11 protein-coding genes are annotated in these 18081 nt (G+C 41.3%); 8 read left to right on the forward strand and 3 right to left on the reverse strand.

Annotated elements, in window-relative coordinates; genetic code table 11:
• The first annotated feature begins 70 nt into the window (after positions 1-70).
• The 4 genes from JKG64_RS14190 (at position 71) to JKG64_RS14205 (ending at position 9219) form a co-directional block, all read left to right on the forward strand.
• Positions 71-5359, forward strand: a complete 5289-nt coding sequence (locus JKG64_RS14190; RefSeq protein WP_210354988.1) for a translocation/assembly module TamB — start codon at positions 71-73, stop codon at positions 5357-5359.
• Complete coding sequence (gene tamL / locus JKG64_RS14195) at positions 5349-7661, forward strand: translocation and assembly module lipoprotein TamL (protein WP_246512615.1); 2313 nt, start codon at positions 5349-5351, stop codon at positions 7659-7661. Before JKG64_RS14190 ends, tamL begins: the two co-directional genes overlap by 11 nt.
• 102 nt (positions 7662-7763) lie before the next feature.
• On the forward strand, positions 7764-8702 hold the full coding sequence (locus JKG64_RS14200; protein WP_210354990.1) for a malate dehydrogenase: 939 nt from the start codon (positions 7764-7766) through the stop codon (positions 8700-8702).
• A 61-nt stretch (positions 8703-8763) separates the two neighbouring features.
• On the forward strand, positions 8764-9219 hold the full coding sequence (locus JKG64_RS14205; protein WP_210354991.1) for an aspartyl protease family protein: 456 nt from the start codon (positions 8764-8766) through the stop codon (positions 9217-9219).
• A gap of 51 nt (positions 9220-9270) precedes the next feature.
• Here JKG64_RS14205 and JKG64_RS14210 read toward each other — a convergent pair whose 3' ends face one another.
• Positions 9271-9687, reverse strand: coding sequence for a T9SS type A sorting domain-containing protein (locus JKG64_RS14210; RefSeq protein ID WP_210354992.1), 417 nt, complete (start codon positions 9685-9687; stop codon positions 9271-9273).
• Between the two features lie 256 nt (positions 9688-9943).
• On the opposite strand from JKG64_RS14210, the gene JKG64_RS14215 reads away from it, so the two are divergent.
• Positions 9944-11848, forward strand: coding sequence for a KUP/HAK/KT family potassium transporter (locus JKG64_RS14215; protein WP_246512616.1), 1905 nt, complete (start codon positions 9944-9946; stop codon positions 11846-11848).
• Positions 11849-11923: 75 nt separating this feature from the next.
• Here JKG64_RS14215 and JKG64_RS14220 read toward each other — a convergent pair whose 3' ends face one another.
• Positions 11924-13621, reverse strand: a complete 1698-nt coding sequence (locus tag JKG64_RS14220) for an APC family permease (RefSeq protein ID WP_210354994.1) — start codon at positions 13619-13621, stop codon at positions 11924-11926.
• Positions 13622-13794: 173 nt separating this feature from the next.
• The gene (locus JKG64_RS14225; RefSeq protein ID WP_210354995.1) at positions 13795-14469 is read right to left on the reverse strand and encodes a hypothetical protein; all 675 of its coding nucleotides are present in this window, start codon (positions 14467-14469) and stop codon (positions 13795-13797) included.
• An 82-nt stretch (positions 14470-14551) separates the two neighbouring features.
• Between JKG64_RS14225 and tyrS the strand changes: the two genes are divergently transcribed.
• From tyrS to JKG64_RS14240, 3 genes are all read left to right on the forward strand, one after another.
• Entirely contained in the window at positions 14552-15835 is a 1284-nt protein-coding gene (gene tyrS / locus JKG64_RS14230) for a tyrosine--tRNA ligase (RefSeq protein WP_210354996.1), read from the forward strand.
• Positions 15836-15983: 148 nt separating this feature from the next.
• Positions 15984-17171 (forward strand): aspartate aminotransferase family protein, encoded by a 1188-nt coding sequence (locus JKG64_RS14235; RefSeq protein WP_210354997.1) that lies wholly within the window; start codon positions 15984-15986, stop codon positions 17169-17171.
• Between the two features lie 94 nt (positions 17172-17265).
• Positions 17266-18012, forward strand: coding sequence for an SGNH/GDSL hydrolase family protein (locus JKG64_RS14240; RefSeq protein WP_210354998.1), 747 nt, complete (start codon positions 17266-17268; stop codon positions 18010-18012).
• Positions 18013-18081: the final 69 nt, after the last annotated feature.

Genomic DNA, 18081 nt, shown 5'->3' on the forward strand with positions numbered 1-18081 from the left:
CATTTTAGTAAACATTTACCTTATTTTTACGTTATTATTAGAGGCTAGGTAATTAATACACATCATTGGTTTGAATAAATTTACACGCGTTTTACTACGCATTTTTTTATGGATTTTTGGCTCCGTAATCGCCTTAGTCCTATTGGTTATATTCTTAATTCGTCTACCATCCGTTCAGAATTACATCGCGGGCAAGGTAGCGCATTACCTAGAAACCAAAATAGGCACACCGGTGAACATTGGTTATGTCAACATTACTTTTCCTAAAAAACTAGTCCTGGAAAACATTTATTTTGAAGACCAAAGTCAGGATACCCTCCTTTCCGGAGAGAAATTAATGGTAGACATCAATATGTTAAAAATATTGAAAAACACTATTGAGATCCAAGAAATAGATCTGGAAGGGATTACCGCCAAGATTACACGTTCGGCGCCAGATGGTAGTTTTAACTTTGACTATATACTCAAAGCATTCACTTCCGAAAAAGAAAGCCCCCCTACAGCACCTGATACCGCCTCAGCCCTCTTGTTCAATATTGACAAGGTAAACTTCGACCGTATACGATTTGCTTACAAAGACGATATGATCGGTACCTCAGCAGACATTTGGCTAAATCATTTTGACACCCGTATCAAAACATTTGATCTGAAAGACAACATGACATTCGACATGCCAAAGATCAACTTAGAGGGACTCACCGCCTACGTCAAGCAATGGGCACCTAGCACAGAAAGCACAAAACCTAAGCCCGAAGATTTTGGCATCACCGACAGCAGTACCAATAGTACAGCCCTACTTCCTAATATCGGCACCGAATTCATCAAGTTGAAAGACATTTTTGTGCGGTATCAAGACGTTTCCGCTGCGATGGATACCAAGTTTGATGTTAAGAACCTATCCGCCAATGTGGACGTAATCGACCTGAATAAAGAAGTGGTACGTCTCCGCGAACTGATACTAGACCAATCAGACTCTTATGTCACCTTTGGAAAAACGCCAAAAAAGACAAGTACCACCTCCGATAGCAGTACCGTAAACTGGGTCGTATCGACCGATAAAGTTGTCATTGACAAAACAAATTTTGCATTCCGGGACGACAACCAAGCTCGAATGAAGGGTTTTGACTATTTCAACATCAAAATAAAAGATTTAGCGGGTGCATTGGATCAGCTTCATTATTCGGCAGATTCGATAAGTGGTTCATTACTGAACCTAACAGCAAAAGACCATTCTGGTTTTTACCTCAAGAAGTTGAAAGCAGACTTCACTTACACCAATACCGGTGCGACCATAGAGAATCTACTTGCAGAGACTCCGAACACCATTATACGGGATTATTTTAAGATTACTTACCCTTCGCTCGATGCCGTAGCTAAGAACCCAGGACTTTTATCTATCGACGCCAAAGTCAAAAAAACGCAGATCGATATGTCCGACATCCGCTTCTTTGTCCCAGACCTCGAGCAAATGGATGTTATGAAGCCACTCTTGACCAAACGCTTCTTTCTCGATGGACATGTAGTCGGCAAGCTCAATGATCTTCATATTCCTTCGCTCAACTTCCGCACGCTCGACAACACCAGTATTATTGCGAGCGCAGATATCAAAGGCCTGCCCGATACGGACAAGCTTTTTGTAAACCTCAATCTTAAGAAACTAACAACAAGCAAAAAAGATTTGGACAGACTTATTGCAAAGTCTATGCTTCCTAAAGACATGGCTTTTCAGTTCCCGAATTCTATATCTTTATCCGGTTCGTTCAAAGGCGGCATGAAAGGTTTTGACACCAACATGAGCTTACTCACCGAAAAAGGAAATGCGACCGTCAATGGTTACCTCAACATGGCAGGAAGAGACACCACCTACGATGCGACCTTGTCCATTTCTGATTTCAACATTGGACATATACTCGACCAAGATTCTACATTGGGAATAGTATCCATAGATGCACAAGTAAAAGGTCAGGGCCTCAACCCCAAGACAATGCGTGCATCGATGAACGGAACAGTCAATCGCTTAGATGCCATGGGCTATCAATACCATGACATATTACTCGATTTAACCGCGCAAAATGGAGATATCGCTGGCAATATCAATTCCATTGACCCCAATGTGAAATTTAATCTGGATATGGCGGCAGATATGCGCGGCGCCTATCCCGCGGTAAAAGCCGAATTGATGATCGACTCCGTCAATCTCAAAAACCTAAAGCTAATGAAGGATGACTTCCGTTATCATGGCAAGGTAAACCTAGATTTAACGACAGCTGATATCAACCACTTAAACGGAGATTTAATTGTCTCCCATTCTTCTATTGCCTATAATGACTCTCGCTATGCGCTAGATACCATATCGGTGACCGCTCTTGCCGATACCAACCGAAACGCATTAGTCCTCAAGTCCGAATTTCTAAATGCTCACTTGGTTGGAAAATACAAACTGACCGAGCTAGCGGCCTCGCTACAGGATGTTGCAAGAATATACTACAATCCAAAAAACGAGCCTCCTACTCCTTTGAAGTATGAGAATCAGAATTTCGAATTTTCAGCTACATTGAATAACTCAAGATTCCTAAGAGACTTTTTACCTGGTCTCGAAAGAATGGATGACATTTCTCTCGATGGTACCTTCAATAGCCAACAAAAGAGTATAATGGCTAAGTTGATAGCCCCTACCCTCATATACGATGGTATTGAAGTCAAAGACGTGGGCTTAGACATCATCACGGTAGATAGTACGATGTACTACTCTACATTAATAAACAAAATCAAAGTTAATAATATCGAATTGAACAATACCGTCCTCAGTGGTAAAATCATTGAGAACAATTTGGATTTCGGACTCTGGATAAAAGATAAAGCACAAAAAGACCGTTACCACCTTGGCGCAAAAATGAGTGTAGATGAGAGTAATTATATGCTTAGTCTATTCGAAGATGGCCTCATGCTAAATTACGACAAGTGGAATATCAACCCAAGCAATCAGCTTAGCTTTGGTAAAGACGGTATCCGTGCCCAAGATTTTAAACTCAGCTATAAAGGACAAGATTTCAGCATACAATCGCAAGACAGCACATTCAACTCCCCTATAGACCTCACCTTCAACAATTTTAGGATAGAGACTTTCTCTAGTATGCTCGAATCTGACATACTTAACTTTGGAGGGGGCATCAATGGTGCGGCTACAGTCTCCCGTTTATCCAGCAACCCAGTATTTGTATCCGATCTGGAAATTAAAAAATTCTATTTTGGACAAGATACCGTTGGTAATATCTTGGTGAAAGTAGATAACCTCAAAGAAAACACCTATTCTGCTGATGTTAAGATCACAGAAAATGGAAACGATGTACAGCTACTAGGGGAATATCTAGCACCTCCAACCGGAGAAGCTAGCTTTAATGCTTCCCTGGAATTGAAACCCTTAAAAATAAAAACAATAGAAGCCTTCAGTATGGGCTATCTAAAAAATAGCGAGGGTGACCTTAATGGTCTTCTTCAGATCGGGGGCAATTTTGACGCACCAAAGATATCGGGTGACCTGACCTTTAACAAGGCACGCATGAATGTATCCATGCTAAATGCAGATTTGTTGATGGACAACCAAAAAATCACCTTCAACAATCAGGGAATCGTCTTCAAACAGTTCGCATTAAACGATCTCCGTGGCAACCAAGCCAAATTAAACGGGAGCATATTGACAAAGAACTATACGGATTTTGATTTCAACCTCAATCTAACGACCAAGAATTTTGCGGCGGTCAACTCTACACGGGAGGACAATGACCTGTTCTATGGTAAATTGAACATTACCTCCAATATTCGCATATCTGGTGACTTAAATAAACCTGTTATCGATGGCGATGTAAAAGCAAATGAGAACACAGACTTTGTTTTTATCGTTCCCAATGAGAATCCTGGAATTGCAGAGCGTGACGGGGTAGTCAAATTTGTAGATAAAAGTGACACCGCAAGAGCCAACATCTTTGCTAGACTAGATTCCATGACTACTGCTACTAAATTGTCTGGCATGGATCTCGCTCTCAATCTCAGTACAGACCGTGAGGCTAAATTTAAAGTCATCATAGACGAAGGTTCCCAAGATGCCTTAAACATCCAAGGGGTTGCCGAATTGAATACCGCCATCGACGCCAGTGAAAAGATAACCATGTCTGGAACATTTACCGTTGAGAAAGGAAACTATTCCTTCAATTTTGGACCTATTAAGAAAGAGTTCGATTTTGAAAAAGGAAGTACCATCACTTGGAATGGAGACCCTCTGGATGCGCGGATGGACATTACCGCAATTTACAAGGGACGCTTCCCTACACTAGAGCTTGTCAGCAACCAAATCGGTACAGAGAGCCAGAACCTGTACAAACAACGGGTACCTTTCAATGTCAAGCTGATTTTATCGGGCGAACTCTTCAAACCAGATATCCGATTTGATATTGATTTGGATGAAAACAATGCGATCGTGTCTCAGGATGTTGTTTCCAAAGTAAACATCGGTCTTGCTTCTTTACGCGATGACCCTGCCGAATTAAATAAACAAGTATTCTCATTGATTATTATGGGACGTTTTATGTCATCCAATCCATTCGAAAGTCTCTCGGGTGGTGGCGGCGTAGAAGGTATAGCCCGTAGCTCCGTGAGTTCATTCCTATCCGGCCAGCTGAATAACCTTGCTTCCGATTTGATAAAAGGAGTCGAACTGGATTTCAATCTACAATCCGAACAAGATTACCTCACCGGTTCCGGTCAAAACCGTACGGACCTTGCGGTAGGAATATCCAAAATGCTCTTTGACGACAGATTAAAAATCACTGTCGGATCAAACTTTGAAGTGGAAGGTAATACCCGTCCGGGCGAAAAACCGAATAATATAGCCGGAGATATCTCGATAGACTACCAGTTATCGAAAGATGGACGCTATTTTGCTAGGGTATATCGCAAAAACCAATACCAAGCCACCCTGCAAGGACAGTTTGTAGAGACTGGTATCGGTTTTATTATTAACATGAGCTACAACAGGTTCAGAGAACTGTTTATGAGTTCCAAAGCACTGGAACAGTATTACAACTCGGACAACAGTAATTTCAGAAAGCGGTTTAATGTAGATCGTATGGAGACAGACTCCATCTACCGCGATAGTGTACGCACCGTCATCAAAGATAGTTTGATGCTACACAGTCCAGAGTTCCGCAAGCGGATGCAAGAGCGCGAAGCTAAAGAAAAGCTACAGCAGACACAAGACTCGATTAAGAATAAAAAAGACAGTACACACCAAGGTGCAGAAGTTAAAAAGCCAGTTTCTGCTATCCGCAATGAGGAAGAGGAAAGGAGACAAAATGAGAAATAGAATCAGGTCAATAATCGCATTTACACTATTTATTACAGTTCTATTTTCCTGTAGTTCGACCAAGTATATTGCCGAGGGAGAAAAACTATATACCGGAGGAGAGGTTGACCTCAAATTAGACACCGCTATTAACCCACAACGGAAACTCGCCTTTGAAGAGAATCTCGCCTCTTTACTGATGCCCAAACCCAACAAAAAAGCATTAGGAGTACCTTGGAAGCTTTTATTCTGGAATATGGGCGGAGGCTATGACACCAGTAAAAACCTCGTTCGAAAATTCCTAAAGAAACAAGGTGAAGCCCCTGTCCTATTAAGTGACGTAAACCGGGAATACAACGAGAATCTACTGCGCAACCGTATGGAAAACATTGGTTTTTTCAATGCTTCGGTAAGTTCAGATACCATCATAAAGGGAAAATACGCTAGTGTCCTTTACACTGCAGTACCGAGAAAGATATACCGCATCAACTCGCTAAGCTACAGCATTGACTCTACGTCTCATATCGGTAAGGACATCCTCTCTGTAAAAGACGAATCCCTTCTTAAGGTAGGTTCAAATTATAGTCTTGACGTTATTATCAGCGAGCGGGAACGAATCGACAATTCGCTCAAGAACAAAGGTTATTATTATTTCAACCCCGATAACATTCTCGTCGAAGTCGATAGCACTATAGGCAATCATAAGGTGAACATGTATGTAACGGTAAAGCCCGAAACCACCAAACAGGCGAAAGAACCGCAACGTATTGGCAACATCTACGTATACCCCAATTATACCTTAGGATCTCAAGGCTACACCCGTAGAAACTCACGTAATATGGAGTTGTACAACAAAAACATCCACTTTGTAGATCCGAAGAACACCTTCCGGAAGAAAGTTTTAGCCAATCACATTTTCTTCGAAAAGGGCGAATTATACAACAGATATGACCACAATCAAACCATCAATCATTTGGTAAACCTGAATACATTCAAATTTGTTAAAAACAACTTTGAAAACAGTCCGGATTCTGCCAATACACTTGATGTATACTATTACCTCACACCGCTTCCAAAACGTTCGATACGCTTTGAGATCTTAGCTAAGACCGCAACCGTGTACAATGGATCCGAAGCAAATGTTACCTGGTCACTACGCAATGCGTTCAAAGGGGCCGAGACGGTGACACTCAATGTATTTGGGGGGTATGAAACACAAACCGGAGGAAAAGTCAATCTTAACTCCGCTTACTACCGATACGGCGCCGAGTTAGGGATCACCTGGCCAAGGCTACTTTCGCCTTATAAATGGGCTCCTTCAAAACGCTTTATCCCAAAAACCTACCTCAAAGTGGGGTACGAGTTCTTGAATAGACGAACAGCCTACGTCCTTAACTCGTCTACCTTGAGCTATGGCTACATGTGGAAGGAAAACGACCAAAAGCAACACGACCTTACGCTAGCTGAAATCATCTATGTACAGCCTCGTAACATATCGGCCGATTACCAGGCGCAGATGGATACCGTACCGACCCTAAAGCGTATAGTTGACCCGCAGTTCTCCTTCGGTCCAAACTACACCTATACCTTTACCAATTCGATGGACCAGAACCGAAAACACACCTTTTATTTTAAAGGAGGTGTCAATCTTTCTGGAAACGTACTCGGTTTAATTCAGGGCGCAAGTTACAAAAATGACGAGACACGCACCCTCTTTGGCACCGTCTATAGTCAGTTTGTCCGTGTAGAAGGAGATTTCAGGCATTACATGAAGCTAGGGAAGAGTTCCCAATTGGCATCCCGGCTTATGATAGGAACCAGTTATTCCTATGGTAACTCCTACTCCCTACCTTATCTAAAACAATACTATACAGGCGGGCCTAACGGCTTACGTTCATTCCGGGCACGGGCAGTTGGGCCAGGTTCTTCTGCTCCCGAGAATATAGGTGCCAACAATTACTTTGCAGACCAGACGGGTGATTTTAAATTGGAACTCAATACAGAATATCGTTCCAAACTCGCGGGCTTTGTTCATTGGGCAGCTTTCGTAGATGCTGGAAATGTCTGGCTTCAACGAACCGATAACAACAAACCAGGAGGGCGTCTATCCAAAGAATTCTTATCCGAACTCGCTGTCGGAGGTGGAGCCGGTCTGCGATTTGATTTTGACTTTCTTATTATACGTACTGATTTAGCTGTACCTTTCAGAGTACCTTACCTTCCTAAAGGTGAGCGTTGGGTATTCAAGGACATCGACTTAAAAAGTTCCAAATGGAGACGCGAAAACTTAATATTCAACCTGGCGATAGGCTATCCTTTTTAGCCTGCTTGTCCGAGCAATCTATTGCTTTTTTTGCTAGTCCGCTTTGTTAAACGAGTAATATTAAGTAGATTTAGTAATCAGATATTCTAAACTTGAAAACCGATGAAAGTAACAATTATAGGAGCCGGAGCCGTAGGCGCTACTACAGCCGATAACATTGCAAGAGCCAATTTTGCGGAAGAGGTCGTATTATTAGATATCAAAGAAGGCGTCGCCGAAGGCAAAGCGCAAGACATGATGCAGACAGCAGCACTACTTGGCTTTGATACAAAAATTAAAGGCGTTACTAATGATTACCTACAAACAGCAGGTAGCAGTGTAGCCGTGATCACTTCAGGTATACCTCGTAAGCCTGGTATGACTCGTGAAGAATTGATCGGCACAAACGCCAACATTGTTAAAACCGTTGTTGAAAACCTAGTAAAACATTCTCCTGACGTTATTATTCTAGTCGTTTCAAATCCTATGGATACCATGACCTACTTGGCACTAAAAGCTAGTGGTCTTCCTAAAAATAGAATAATCGGTATGGGAGGAGCATTAGACTCAGCCCGTTTTAAATTTCAGTTAGCAACCAAACTGAATGCCTCTCCTTCTGATTTAAATGCTATTGTCATAGGTGGCCATGGCGATACCACCATGATTCCATTGATACAAAAAGCAACCTGGAACAGCATCCCTGTAACACAGTTCTTGTCAGAAGAAGAACAAGCAGACATCGTCAAGAAGACTATGGTCGGCGGGGCTACATTAACGGCACTGATAGGTACTTCGGCTTGGTATGCTCCAGGAGCGGCGACCGCGGCTATGGTCAAAAGTATTGTGCTAAATGAAAATAAACTCTTCACTGCATCCGTATATCTAGAAGGTGAGATGGGGCAACATGACATCAACATCGGTGTACCTGTGATCATCAATAAGAATGGTTGGGATAAGATTGTTCCTTTAGAACTCTCTCCCGAAGAGCAAGCTGCTTTTACAGCAAGCGCAGAGGCGGTACGCAATATGAACGCTGTGCTCAAAGACAGCAACATTATTTAAATATTGGCTTAAATCCCTATTACGTCAGCAACGCTATGCGTTGCTGACTGAAAATACATACATGCATATAATTCCCTTGCAACTTCTCCAATTAGAGGAAGAAGGCTTTCATATTATTGTCGACGTAACTGTATTTGGTACAGCTCACAAAATGGTTGTAGACACAGGCGCCAGCAAAACAGTCTTTGATAAAAACACACTGCTCCAGGCCGGAATCACAGAAACAGCATTCATAACATCCGAACTGTTATCTACAGGTCTCGGTACTAACGAGATGAAAAGTGCTACCATGCAACTCTCGGATTTTCAGATCCAGGATTGGGTTTGCCGTTCTATTGAGGTTGCTGTCCTGGACTTATCCACCATCAACTATGCCTATACACAAATGAACCTACCTTCCATCATTGGTGTCTTGGGGGGAGATATTTTAGTAAACTATGGCGGGATAATCAACTATAAAAAACGGACACTGACCTTAAACAGTAAAAAACGAAAAAAATCGCTATTAACGTTATAAGCGCAATCTAGAAAATTTTATTAGAATAAATTTAGCGTGGAGGATTAACTACTAACGAATAGAAATCCGTTTGACGACAGTCTCTGTACCAGAGCTGACCCTTACAAAATAAAAACCTGCGGACACCTTACCTTCTGTTTCAAACGAAAGGTTATGAGTACCTGCATCAAGAGGAGAGTTAGACAAATTCAGCACCTCATTACCTAAGGCGTCCATTAATTTAATGGATACGTTATTCTGTTTTGTCAATTTGAAAGAAGTCGTGATTTGCGATGCCACGGGATTATACATCACTTTTACATTGGTAATCATTTTGTCTGTACCCTGATCCTTAGATTCGGAACCAAACAGCTGATAACTTGTTGCATATCCTACGCTCTTCCCATGGGCATGGGTAGCATATACAGTAGCTGATAACAGCAGTCCTGTACATATTATTTTGGCGTATTTACGGATATTTACTTTCATTATTCAATTTAGACAACAAGCAATTGGAAATGGTTTAATCAAATCTAAATAATCTGCCCCATACTTCCTAATACAAAGTTAGTTTTTTTAGTACTAGGTAGGTATCATTTTTATTTTTTTTTCAGGCTTTTAACAATTTTTAACAAGAAAATTCGTTACCTCAGTATTTTGCTCTATATTGGCACCATATTTTAATAGTAACACAGTAAGAACACCTATGGGCTCAGACCATAAACACACACTTAACCGCCTTAGTATGGGCGGATTACTCATCTCCTTAGGAATTATATTTGGAGATATCGGAACTTCTCCCCTCTACGTATTCAAAGCAATTTTCAACCAAGGAACTATCGACAAAGACTTGGTCATTGGAAGTATTTCCTGTGTTTTTTGGACATTGACTTTGCAGACAACGATCAAGTATGTATTAATCACCTTAAATGCCGACAATAAAGGGGAGGGAGGGATACTTTCCCTATACTCCCTAGTCCGCCGGAAAGCAAAATGGTTGATCATACCTGCTATTATAGGAGCGTCTACCCTATTGGCCGATGGTATGATTACCCCTGCCATCACCATATCTACCGCTATTGAGGGATTAGCCATCCACAACCCTTCCTTTCCAACAGTACCAGTGGTTGTTTTGATCATTTCAATGCTATTCCTTATCCAGCGTTTCGGAACCTCCATCGTCGGTCGGGTTTTTGGTCCCCTTATGCTGGTCTGGTTCAGCACCATAGGAATATTAGGACTTTCCTATATTCATTACGCGCCAGAGGTTATCAAAGCATTAAACCCCTATTACGCACTCGAAACGATCATTAATTATCCCGATGCACTCTTCATTTTAGGAGCTATTTTCCTTTGTACCACTGGGGCCGAGGCTTTATATTCCGATATGGGACACTGTGGTAAGTCGAATATCCGCGTCAGTTGGATTTTTGTTAAACTCACCTTAATCCTCAACTATTTTGGACAAGGCGCTTGGCTTATCATGCATGAAGGATCGGTTTTAGGTGAGCGGAATCCTTTTTACTCTATTATGCCCGATTGGTTTTTGATGTATGGTATTACCATCGCTACTATAGCCGCTGTTATTGCCAGTCAGGCGATGATCTCCGGATCCTATACGTTGATCTCGGAAGCCGTACGCCTTAACATATGGCCTAAAGTGACGATTAGATACCCTAGTGATCAAAAAGGACAGCTGTATGTTCCATCCATCAACCTTATCCTATTCCTAGGGTGTATGCTTGTAATCGCTATATTCCAAAAATCCAGCAATATGGAAGCAGCGTATGGGTTGGCGATCAATCTTACCTTCCTCTCTACAACCATACTCGTGATATTCTTTATGGCCCGCAAACGGGTTAATAAAATATGGATAATCCTTTTTGCCGTTGTCTATTTCACCATCGAGATTGGCTTCCTAATGGGCAATGGGGTTAAGATTGCGCACGGCGGATGGCTGACCCTGATCCTGGCATTCAGTATATTCACGGTAATGTTTGCGTGGTACAATGCGCGGAAAATAAAAAATAGATATGTACGCTTTGATGATATCAAAAAATACTTCCCTATTATATCAAAACTAAGTGAAGATAAATCAGTCCCTACCTTCGCATCACAACTGGTCTACTTGACCAGTGCCAATAATATCGAAGAGATAGAAACAAAGATTATTTACTCACTCATTAACAAAAAACCTAAACGGGCAGATGTGTACTGGCTGGTGCATGTCGATGTTATGGACACTCCACATGCCCGGGACTATACCGTCAAACAACTCATCCCAGGGAAATTAATCCGTATTGATTTCAAACTCGGCTTTAGAGAAGAACAAAAAATAAGCTTGTTATTCCGTAAAGTAGTTGAAGATATGGTCAATAAAGGTGAAGTCGATATCACGAGTCAATACGACACCTTAAAAGAACATAAAATAACGGGAGACTTTAACTTTGTTGTTCTTGAGAAAGTATTCTCTAGAACCAGCGATCTAAGCTGGGGCGACCGCATCATTATGGAAATCTACAAGATATTAAAACACTTCAGTTTAAGTGAAGAAAAAGGATTTGGATTAGATAGTAGTTTCGTTACCTTGGAGCGGGTTCCTCTAAACATTCCGAACACCGAAAATATTAAATTGAGAAGGTTGAAATAAGAAGCAAACAGTTCAAGTGTAAAACCGTAAAATTGTGAAGGACTTATTTACCTCACAATTTTACGGTTTTCTTTTTTATGCTTCTGACTGAGCGTCCTTATTCAACTTAGAGTGCTTGTATCCGTACATGAAATAAATCAAGAGACCAATAGCCAACCAAATGATGAAAATAATCCAATTACTAGCGCCCAGCTCACTCATCAAGTACAGGTTAACAAGAATACCTGTTACCGGTAGCAACGAGAAATTATGCTTAAAACTCATCACACTCAATACCAGCCAAGTTCCCCAAAACACCACTACCAGCGACTTGTGTATGATTACATCTTTTGTACCTAGCGTCTGCCATTCCTGAAGACTCTCCTTTCCGTAAACAAACATCAATACAGCAGTAACAAGAAGTCCAATACCGACAAGATACTTACCATTGATGTAAGGAACCTTAAATTTTGATTTCTTCGAGAGTCCTGTTTTATCCATATACAACACACCACCACACACTAAGATAAATGCAAAGAATGTCCCTACAGAAGTAAGATCCACAAAGAAATCCATCTTAAAAAACAACGCTGGTACTGCGACAACAACACCTGTCACCAGGGTGGCAAAAGAAGGTGTTTTATATTTAGGATGGATGGTAGCAAACTTCTTCCACAATAAACCATCTCTACTCATCGTCATCCATATCCTAGGCTGTGCTAATTGAAAAACAAGCAAGGCACTCGTAATCGCGATTACCGAAGTGACAGAGATTATTCCTGCCATATGATCAAATCCAACGTATTGAAACACATACGCCAAAGGATCTTTTACATTTAAATCCGAATAATTGACCATCCCTGTCAACACCAATGTAATCAGTACATACAACACCGCACATATAATCAAACAGTAGATCATTGCTTTTGGTAGATCCCGTTGTGGATCTTTACACTCTTCGGCCGTAGTAGATATCGAATCAAAACCAATAAATGCAAAGAAAACCGCGGCTATACCGCTCAAAACCCCTCCCATCCCATTCGGAGCGAATGGTGTCCAGTTCTCCGGTTTGATAAAAAATGCTCCACCTATGATGACAGCTATGATTATCCCTATTTTAATCATGACCATAATATTACTGGCGCGTTGCGATTCTTTTATCCCAATGTAGACCAGCCATGTCACCAATACGGTAATTAAACCCGCTGGCAGATCAAAAACAATCGGCAGATCACCAATCTTTGGAGCAGTGTTATAAGCTTCAAGTGCAATTTTATCTATTCCAGACAGTTTATCTGCACCAACGAGTAGCATCTTTTCGTGCGCTTCGAGTGCATATCCAGGTGCCATCGTCAACCATTTGGGGATATAGATACCGAAGCCTTCACACATTGAAACAAAATACTGTGACCAAGAAATGGCAACTACCATATTCGACACTGCATACTCCAAGACCAATGCCCAACCGATGATCCAAGCGAACAACTCCCCAAAAGCGACATAAGCATAGGTATATGCCGAACCTGAAACCGGAACTGTACTCGCAAACTGGGCATAGGACAGCGCAGTAAACACACAGGCAAAAGCAACAAAGACAAATAAAAGAGATACTGCAGGGCCGCCATTATAAGCTGCCAGTCCAATGGTACTAAAAATACCAGCACCTACTATCGCTGCAATACCTAGAGAGACTAAATCCCGAACACCCAAAATTTTTGCTAGACCGGAGCCATGGGTCTGAGAGTCGATTAGTATTTGGTCAACACTTTTCTTCCTGAAAAGTTGATTTTTCATATGTATATAATTTGATTTAAAATGGTCATGAACTAGTTCCTATCGTCTTCGACGAGCTCCTTGTATCGGTTTAATCGGACGGGAATATCCAATTTACGTTTATTCACTCCAAAAGGATATATCATATTTTAAAGTTTAAATAAGCTAAAAGAAGTGGCTCACTGTACCGTACCTCATTCTAGCTTTTGACTTAAGTCGCTATAGATTTCAAAAAAGTCCTGCAACTGCGTCTGTTTATATTCATCGAGCCTATCCCCCAGTACTTGGATATGCGTCTTAGTAGCCTCAAAATTCCATACTCGCTTACATATGTTAAACAGCGCATGCGGCAGGTTCTCTATCTTGGCATAATCAAAGATATACCTGGAACTGACAAATCGGTCATAAAAAATAAAAAAACGGTCTATATCAATACCTCCCAAATTTTGGAGGTAGGTTGTTAGCGCCTTTTTATCTACCTGAGCCAGGTGTTCATAGAGTCTCCCCACATTCAGTAGTTCATGCACGATCAGCTCATGATCCAATAACAACTCGAGTCCAATATGTGCCAGAAACGAGGCTCTAACCGGTAAATCTGTGATATCAGCTTCAATAGCGAGCCGCAATTGATGTGTATGCTTATAAAAAAAATCCGAGTTATGGAATAAGCGATCGATTTCCACATGACGCAACCAGCCCTCCGTTATGGCCTGTGCCTTAGGAGTACTCCTTAAAATATCATCATACTTATGGATTTGAAAAGCATATTTCTTATCTACATTTTTCAGAAGATCTGGCAAAAGCCCTCCTAAAACCTGCTCGGGCTCCACAGCATAACGCTCAAAATAGTAGTGCGATAAAAAATTCACAACAGGAGTATCTCTTAAATTATCGTAATATACAGCTTAATATCTTATCTTTGCAATCTTATAATAAAAAATTTAAATACATATGAATTTTGTAGAAGAATTACGTTGGAGAGGCATGCTTCAAGATATCATGCCCGGTACCGAAGACTTACTTAACAAAGAGAAAGTATCTGGGTATATCGGTTTTGACCCGACTGGCGATTCTTTACATGTCGGTCATTTGACGCAGATCATGACATTAATCCATTTTCAGAATGCTGGCCATAAACCCGTAGCCCTAGTTGGTGGTGCTACCGGGATGATTGGAGATCCTTCTTTCAAGTCGGCAGAACGAAATCTATTAGATGAAGCTACATTAAACCACAATGTTGCTTCCCTAAAGAATCAGTTATCAAAGTTTTTAAATTTTGGCGACGGCGACAACGATGCTAAAATGGTAAACAACTACGATTGGTTCAAAGATTTCAACTTCTTGGATTTCATCCGTGATGTGGGTAAGTTGATTACGGTCAACTACATGATGTCCAAAGATTCGGTAAAGAAACGCTTAGAAGGTGATAACGGTCTATCATTTACAGAGTTTACTTATCAATTGATTCAAGGATATGACTTCTATTATCTTTGGAAACATCACAACTGCAAAGTACAAATGGGCGGTTCGGATCAATGGGGCAATATCGTCACAGGATCAGAAATGATCAGACGTCAAGACCAAGGAACCGCATTTGCTGTAACCACACAGTTGATCAAAAAAGCAGATGGACAGAAGTTTGGTAAAACGGAATCCGGAGCAGTATGGTTGGATCCGAAGAAAACATCACCGTTCAAATATTATCAGTTCTGGTTGAATGCGACAGACGACGATGCAAAAAGCTGGATCAAGATCTTTACCCTTAAAGGTAAGGAAGAATTGGATGCTATCATTGCAGAACATGATGCTGCTCCACACCTACGTACTGTACAGAAAGCTTTAGCAAAAGATATTACAATCCGTACGCACTCTCTTGAGGCTTACGAGACAGCAGTAAAAACTTCGGACTTCTTATTTGGCAATGGTTCATTAGAATTTTTAGCCAATCTAGACCATGATGCTGTATTAGATGTATTCGATGGAGTACCACAATTCACCATTAGCAAAGCTGAACTTGCAGAAGGAGTTAATATTTTAGATCTTCTAGCAGTTAAAGCTTCGGTATTCGCTTCCAAAGGCGAGGCCAAAAAGATGTTGACTGGTGGTGGTGTATCCTTAAATAAGGAAAAGCTTAGTGATATCGAACAAACGATAACCGCAGAACAGTTAATAAATGGCAAATACCTGGTAGTCCAGAAAGGTAAAAAGAACTACTTTTTGATTACTGCCGAGTAATACCATAAGTAATAAAAGTACCCCAGAAGCCACTTCTCACAAGAGTGGCTTCTGTTTTTATTGTTCCCTTTGTCTTATCGCTTTATCAAGCTTCGAGTTTCTTACCACAATTTTTTTACTTTTTAGTTTTTACTTTTTAATTTCGTGTATGATCAGTAATAGAGAGTTATTCTTAAAAAATACGGCTCAAACATCAGAAAGTCCCCGTTTGATAGAAGTCGAAAGAGCTGAAGGCTCTTATCTATACGGCCCACAAGGGCAAAAATACCTAGACCTGGTTTCAGGATTTAACGTAAGCAATATTGGGCACCGCCATCCTAGGGTTATCGCTGCCATCAAAGAGCAATTGGACAAATACATGCACGTGACAGTATACGGCGAGTTTGTACAGGCACCACAGGTCCAATTTGCGACCAAACTACTAGAACAGCTTCCTCCTTTCTTTCAGTCCGTCTACCTGACCAATTCGGGGGCCGAAGCAGTAGAAGGATCTATGAAGGTCGCTAAAAAATTTACAGGCCGTAGGCAGATCATTGCCGCAAAAAAAGCCTACCACGGTAGTACCCAGGGTGCGTTAAGCTTGATTGGCAATCCCGCCTATCAGGAAGCATACGCTCCATTATTGCCCGAGATTGATTTCATTACGTTCAATGATCACGATGATCTATCTCATATCACAACAGCTACAGCAGCCGTAATTGTCGAAGCCATACAAGGTGAAGCAGGCGTACGTGTTCCTGATGTAGCTTACATGCAGGCCTTACGCCAAAAATGTACAGATACAGGAACCTTATTGATCTTTGACGAAATACAAACAGGGTTTGGACGCACAGGTTCACTATTTGCTTTCGAACATTTCGGCATCATCCCTGATATATTGATGCTTGCCAAAGGTATAGGCGGCGGCATGCCGTTAGGTGCATTTGTCGCTTCTAAAGAAATAATGGATGTCATCAAAGCCAATCCTATGCTCGGTCATATCACCACTTTTGGAGGCCATCCCGTAAGCTGTGCTGCGGCCTTAGCATCCCTAGAGACGATCTTAGAAGAAAAACTAATCGACGGAGTCGCCGAAAAAGCGGCCCTATTCCGAAAAGAACTGAACCATCCGCAGGTTAAGGAAATCCGGGGCCTTGGCCTTATGATGTGTCTACAGGTTGATAATTTTGATCAGGTCTACAATATCAGTAAATACTGTGCTGAAAACGGTGTCATGATCGACTGGTACCTTCATTGTGAAACAGCATTGCGGATAGCACCTCCATTGACTATTTCGACTACCGAAATTATGGAAGCCTGCCAAGTGATCAGGACTGCGCTGGACAAATATTGTTAATGACTGATTTCTCATAGGTAGAGCGTGAATTTGATGGAAGATTGTGAAAAGTTGCTCTATTTTTTGTAGTGTTAGGATACTAAACCTATTATACATGAACAACAGAAGAACATTTATCAAAAGTTCAGTACTGGCATTAGGAGCTACCGTACTGGCAAATCAAGTCTCAAAAGCCGCACCGCTCGTCACCAAGAATAAATTGGAGATTAAGCAAAATGACATTATTTTATTTCAAGGCGACTCCATTACAGACAATGGCAGAGCCAAGGACAACCTCTTGCCCAATGACATTCAAGCATTAGGCAGAGGTTATGCCATGCTTGCGGCGAGCGCCATGCTGAACAAATATGCCGAAAAGAACCTTAAAATATACAATAGAGGTATCAGTGGACATAAAGTCCCCCAACTACAAGACCGTTGGCAAGCCGATTGCATCCACCTCGCTCCGTCCGTATTAAGTATTCTTGTTGGAGTAAATGATTATTGGCACAAAAGAAGTGGAAAATACTCCGGTACAGCCCAACTCTATAAAGAACAGTACCAAAAATTACTGGATACAACACTAGAGCGCTTTCCGCAACTGCGGTTAATTATCGCCGAACCCTTTGCCGTTAAAAACGTGAAGCATGTCGATGACAGCTGGTTTCCTGAATTCGCACACTATCAAGAAGTAGCATCTGATATTGCAAAAGAGTATAAAGCAGTATTTCTTCCTTATCAAAATATCTTCGATACCGCCTGCAAACGTGCTCCTGGAGATTATTGGACGACCGATGGGGTACATACTTCGGCCGCTGGAGCAGATCTTATGGCAAAAAACTGGTTAAATTGCTTTAAATAAACAAATAACAAAAAAAAGCAGCTCTTAACATTAACTTAATATATACTTCATTTTTTGTTCATAGTTTTG

The sequence above is a fragment of the Sphingobacterium tabacisoli genome (genome assembly GCF_017908035.1).
GTDB classification, from domain to species: Bacteria; Bacteroidota; Bacteroidia; order Sphingobacteriales; family Sphingobacteriaceae; genus Sphingobacterium; species Sphingobacterium tabacisoli.

What these genes read in the sequence shown, in the direction of transcription:
- tamL (WP_246512615.1), top strand. Translation starts at nt 5,349, where the DNA reads ATGAGAAATAGAATCAGGTCAATAATCGCATTTACACTATTTATTACA.
- JKG64_RS14200 (WP_210354990.1), top strand. Translation starts at nt 7,764, where the DNA reads ATGAAAGTAACAATTATAGGAGCCGGAGCCGTAGGCGCTACTACAGCC.
- JKG64_RS14205 (WP_210354991.1), top strand. Translation starts at nt 8,764, where the DNA reads ATGCATATAATTCCCTTGCAACTTCTCCAATTAGAGGAAGAAGGCTTT.
- JKG64_RS14210 (WP_210354992.1), bottom strand. Translation starts at nt 9,687, where the DNA reads ATGAAAGTAAATATCCGTAAATACGCCAAAATAATATGTACAGGACTG.
- JKG64_RS14215 (WP_246512616.1), top strand. Translation starts at nt 9,944, where the DNA reads ATGGGCGGATTACTCATCTCCTTAGGAATTATATTTGGAGATATCGGA.
- JKG64_RS14220 (WP_210354994.1), bottom strand. Translation starts at nt 13,621, where the DNA reads ATGAAAAATCAACTTTTCAGGAAGAAAAGTGTTGACCAAATACTAATC.
- tyrS (WP_210354996.1), top strand. Translation starts at nt 14,552, where the DNA reads ATGAATTTTGTAGAAGAATTACGTTGGAGAGGCATGCTTCAAGATATC.
- JKG64_RS14235 (WP_210354997.1), top strand. Translation starts at nt 15,984, where the DNA reads ATGATCAGTAATAGAGAGTTATTCTTAAAAAATACGGCTCAAACATCA.
- JKG64_RS14240 (WP_210354998.1), top strand. Translation starts at nt 17,266, where the DNA reads ATGAACAACAGAAGAACATTTATCAAAAGTTCAGTACTGGCATTAGGA.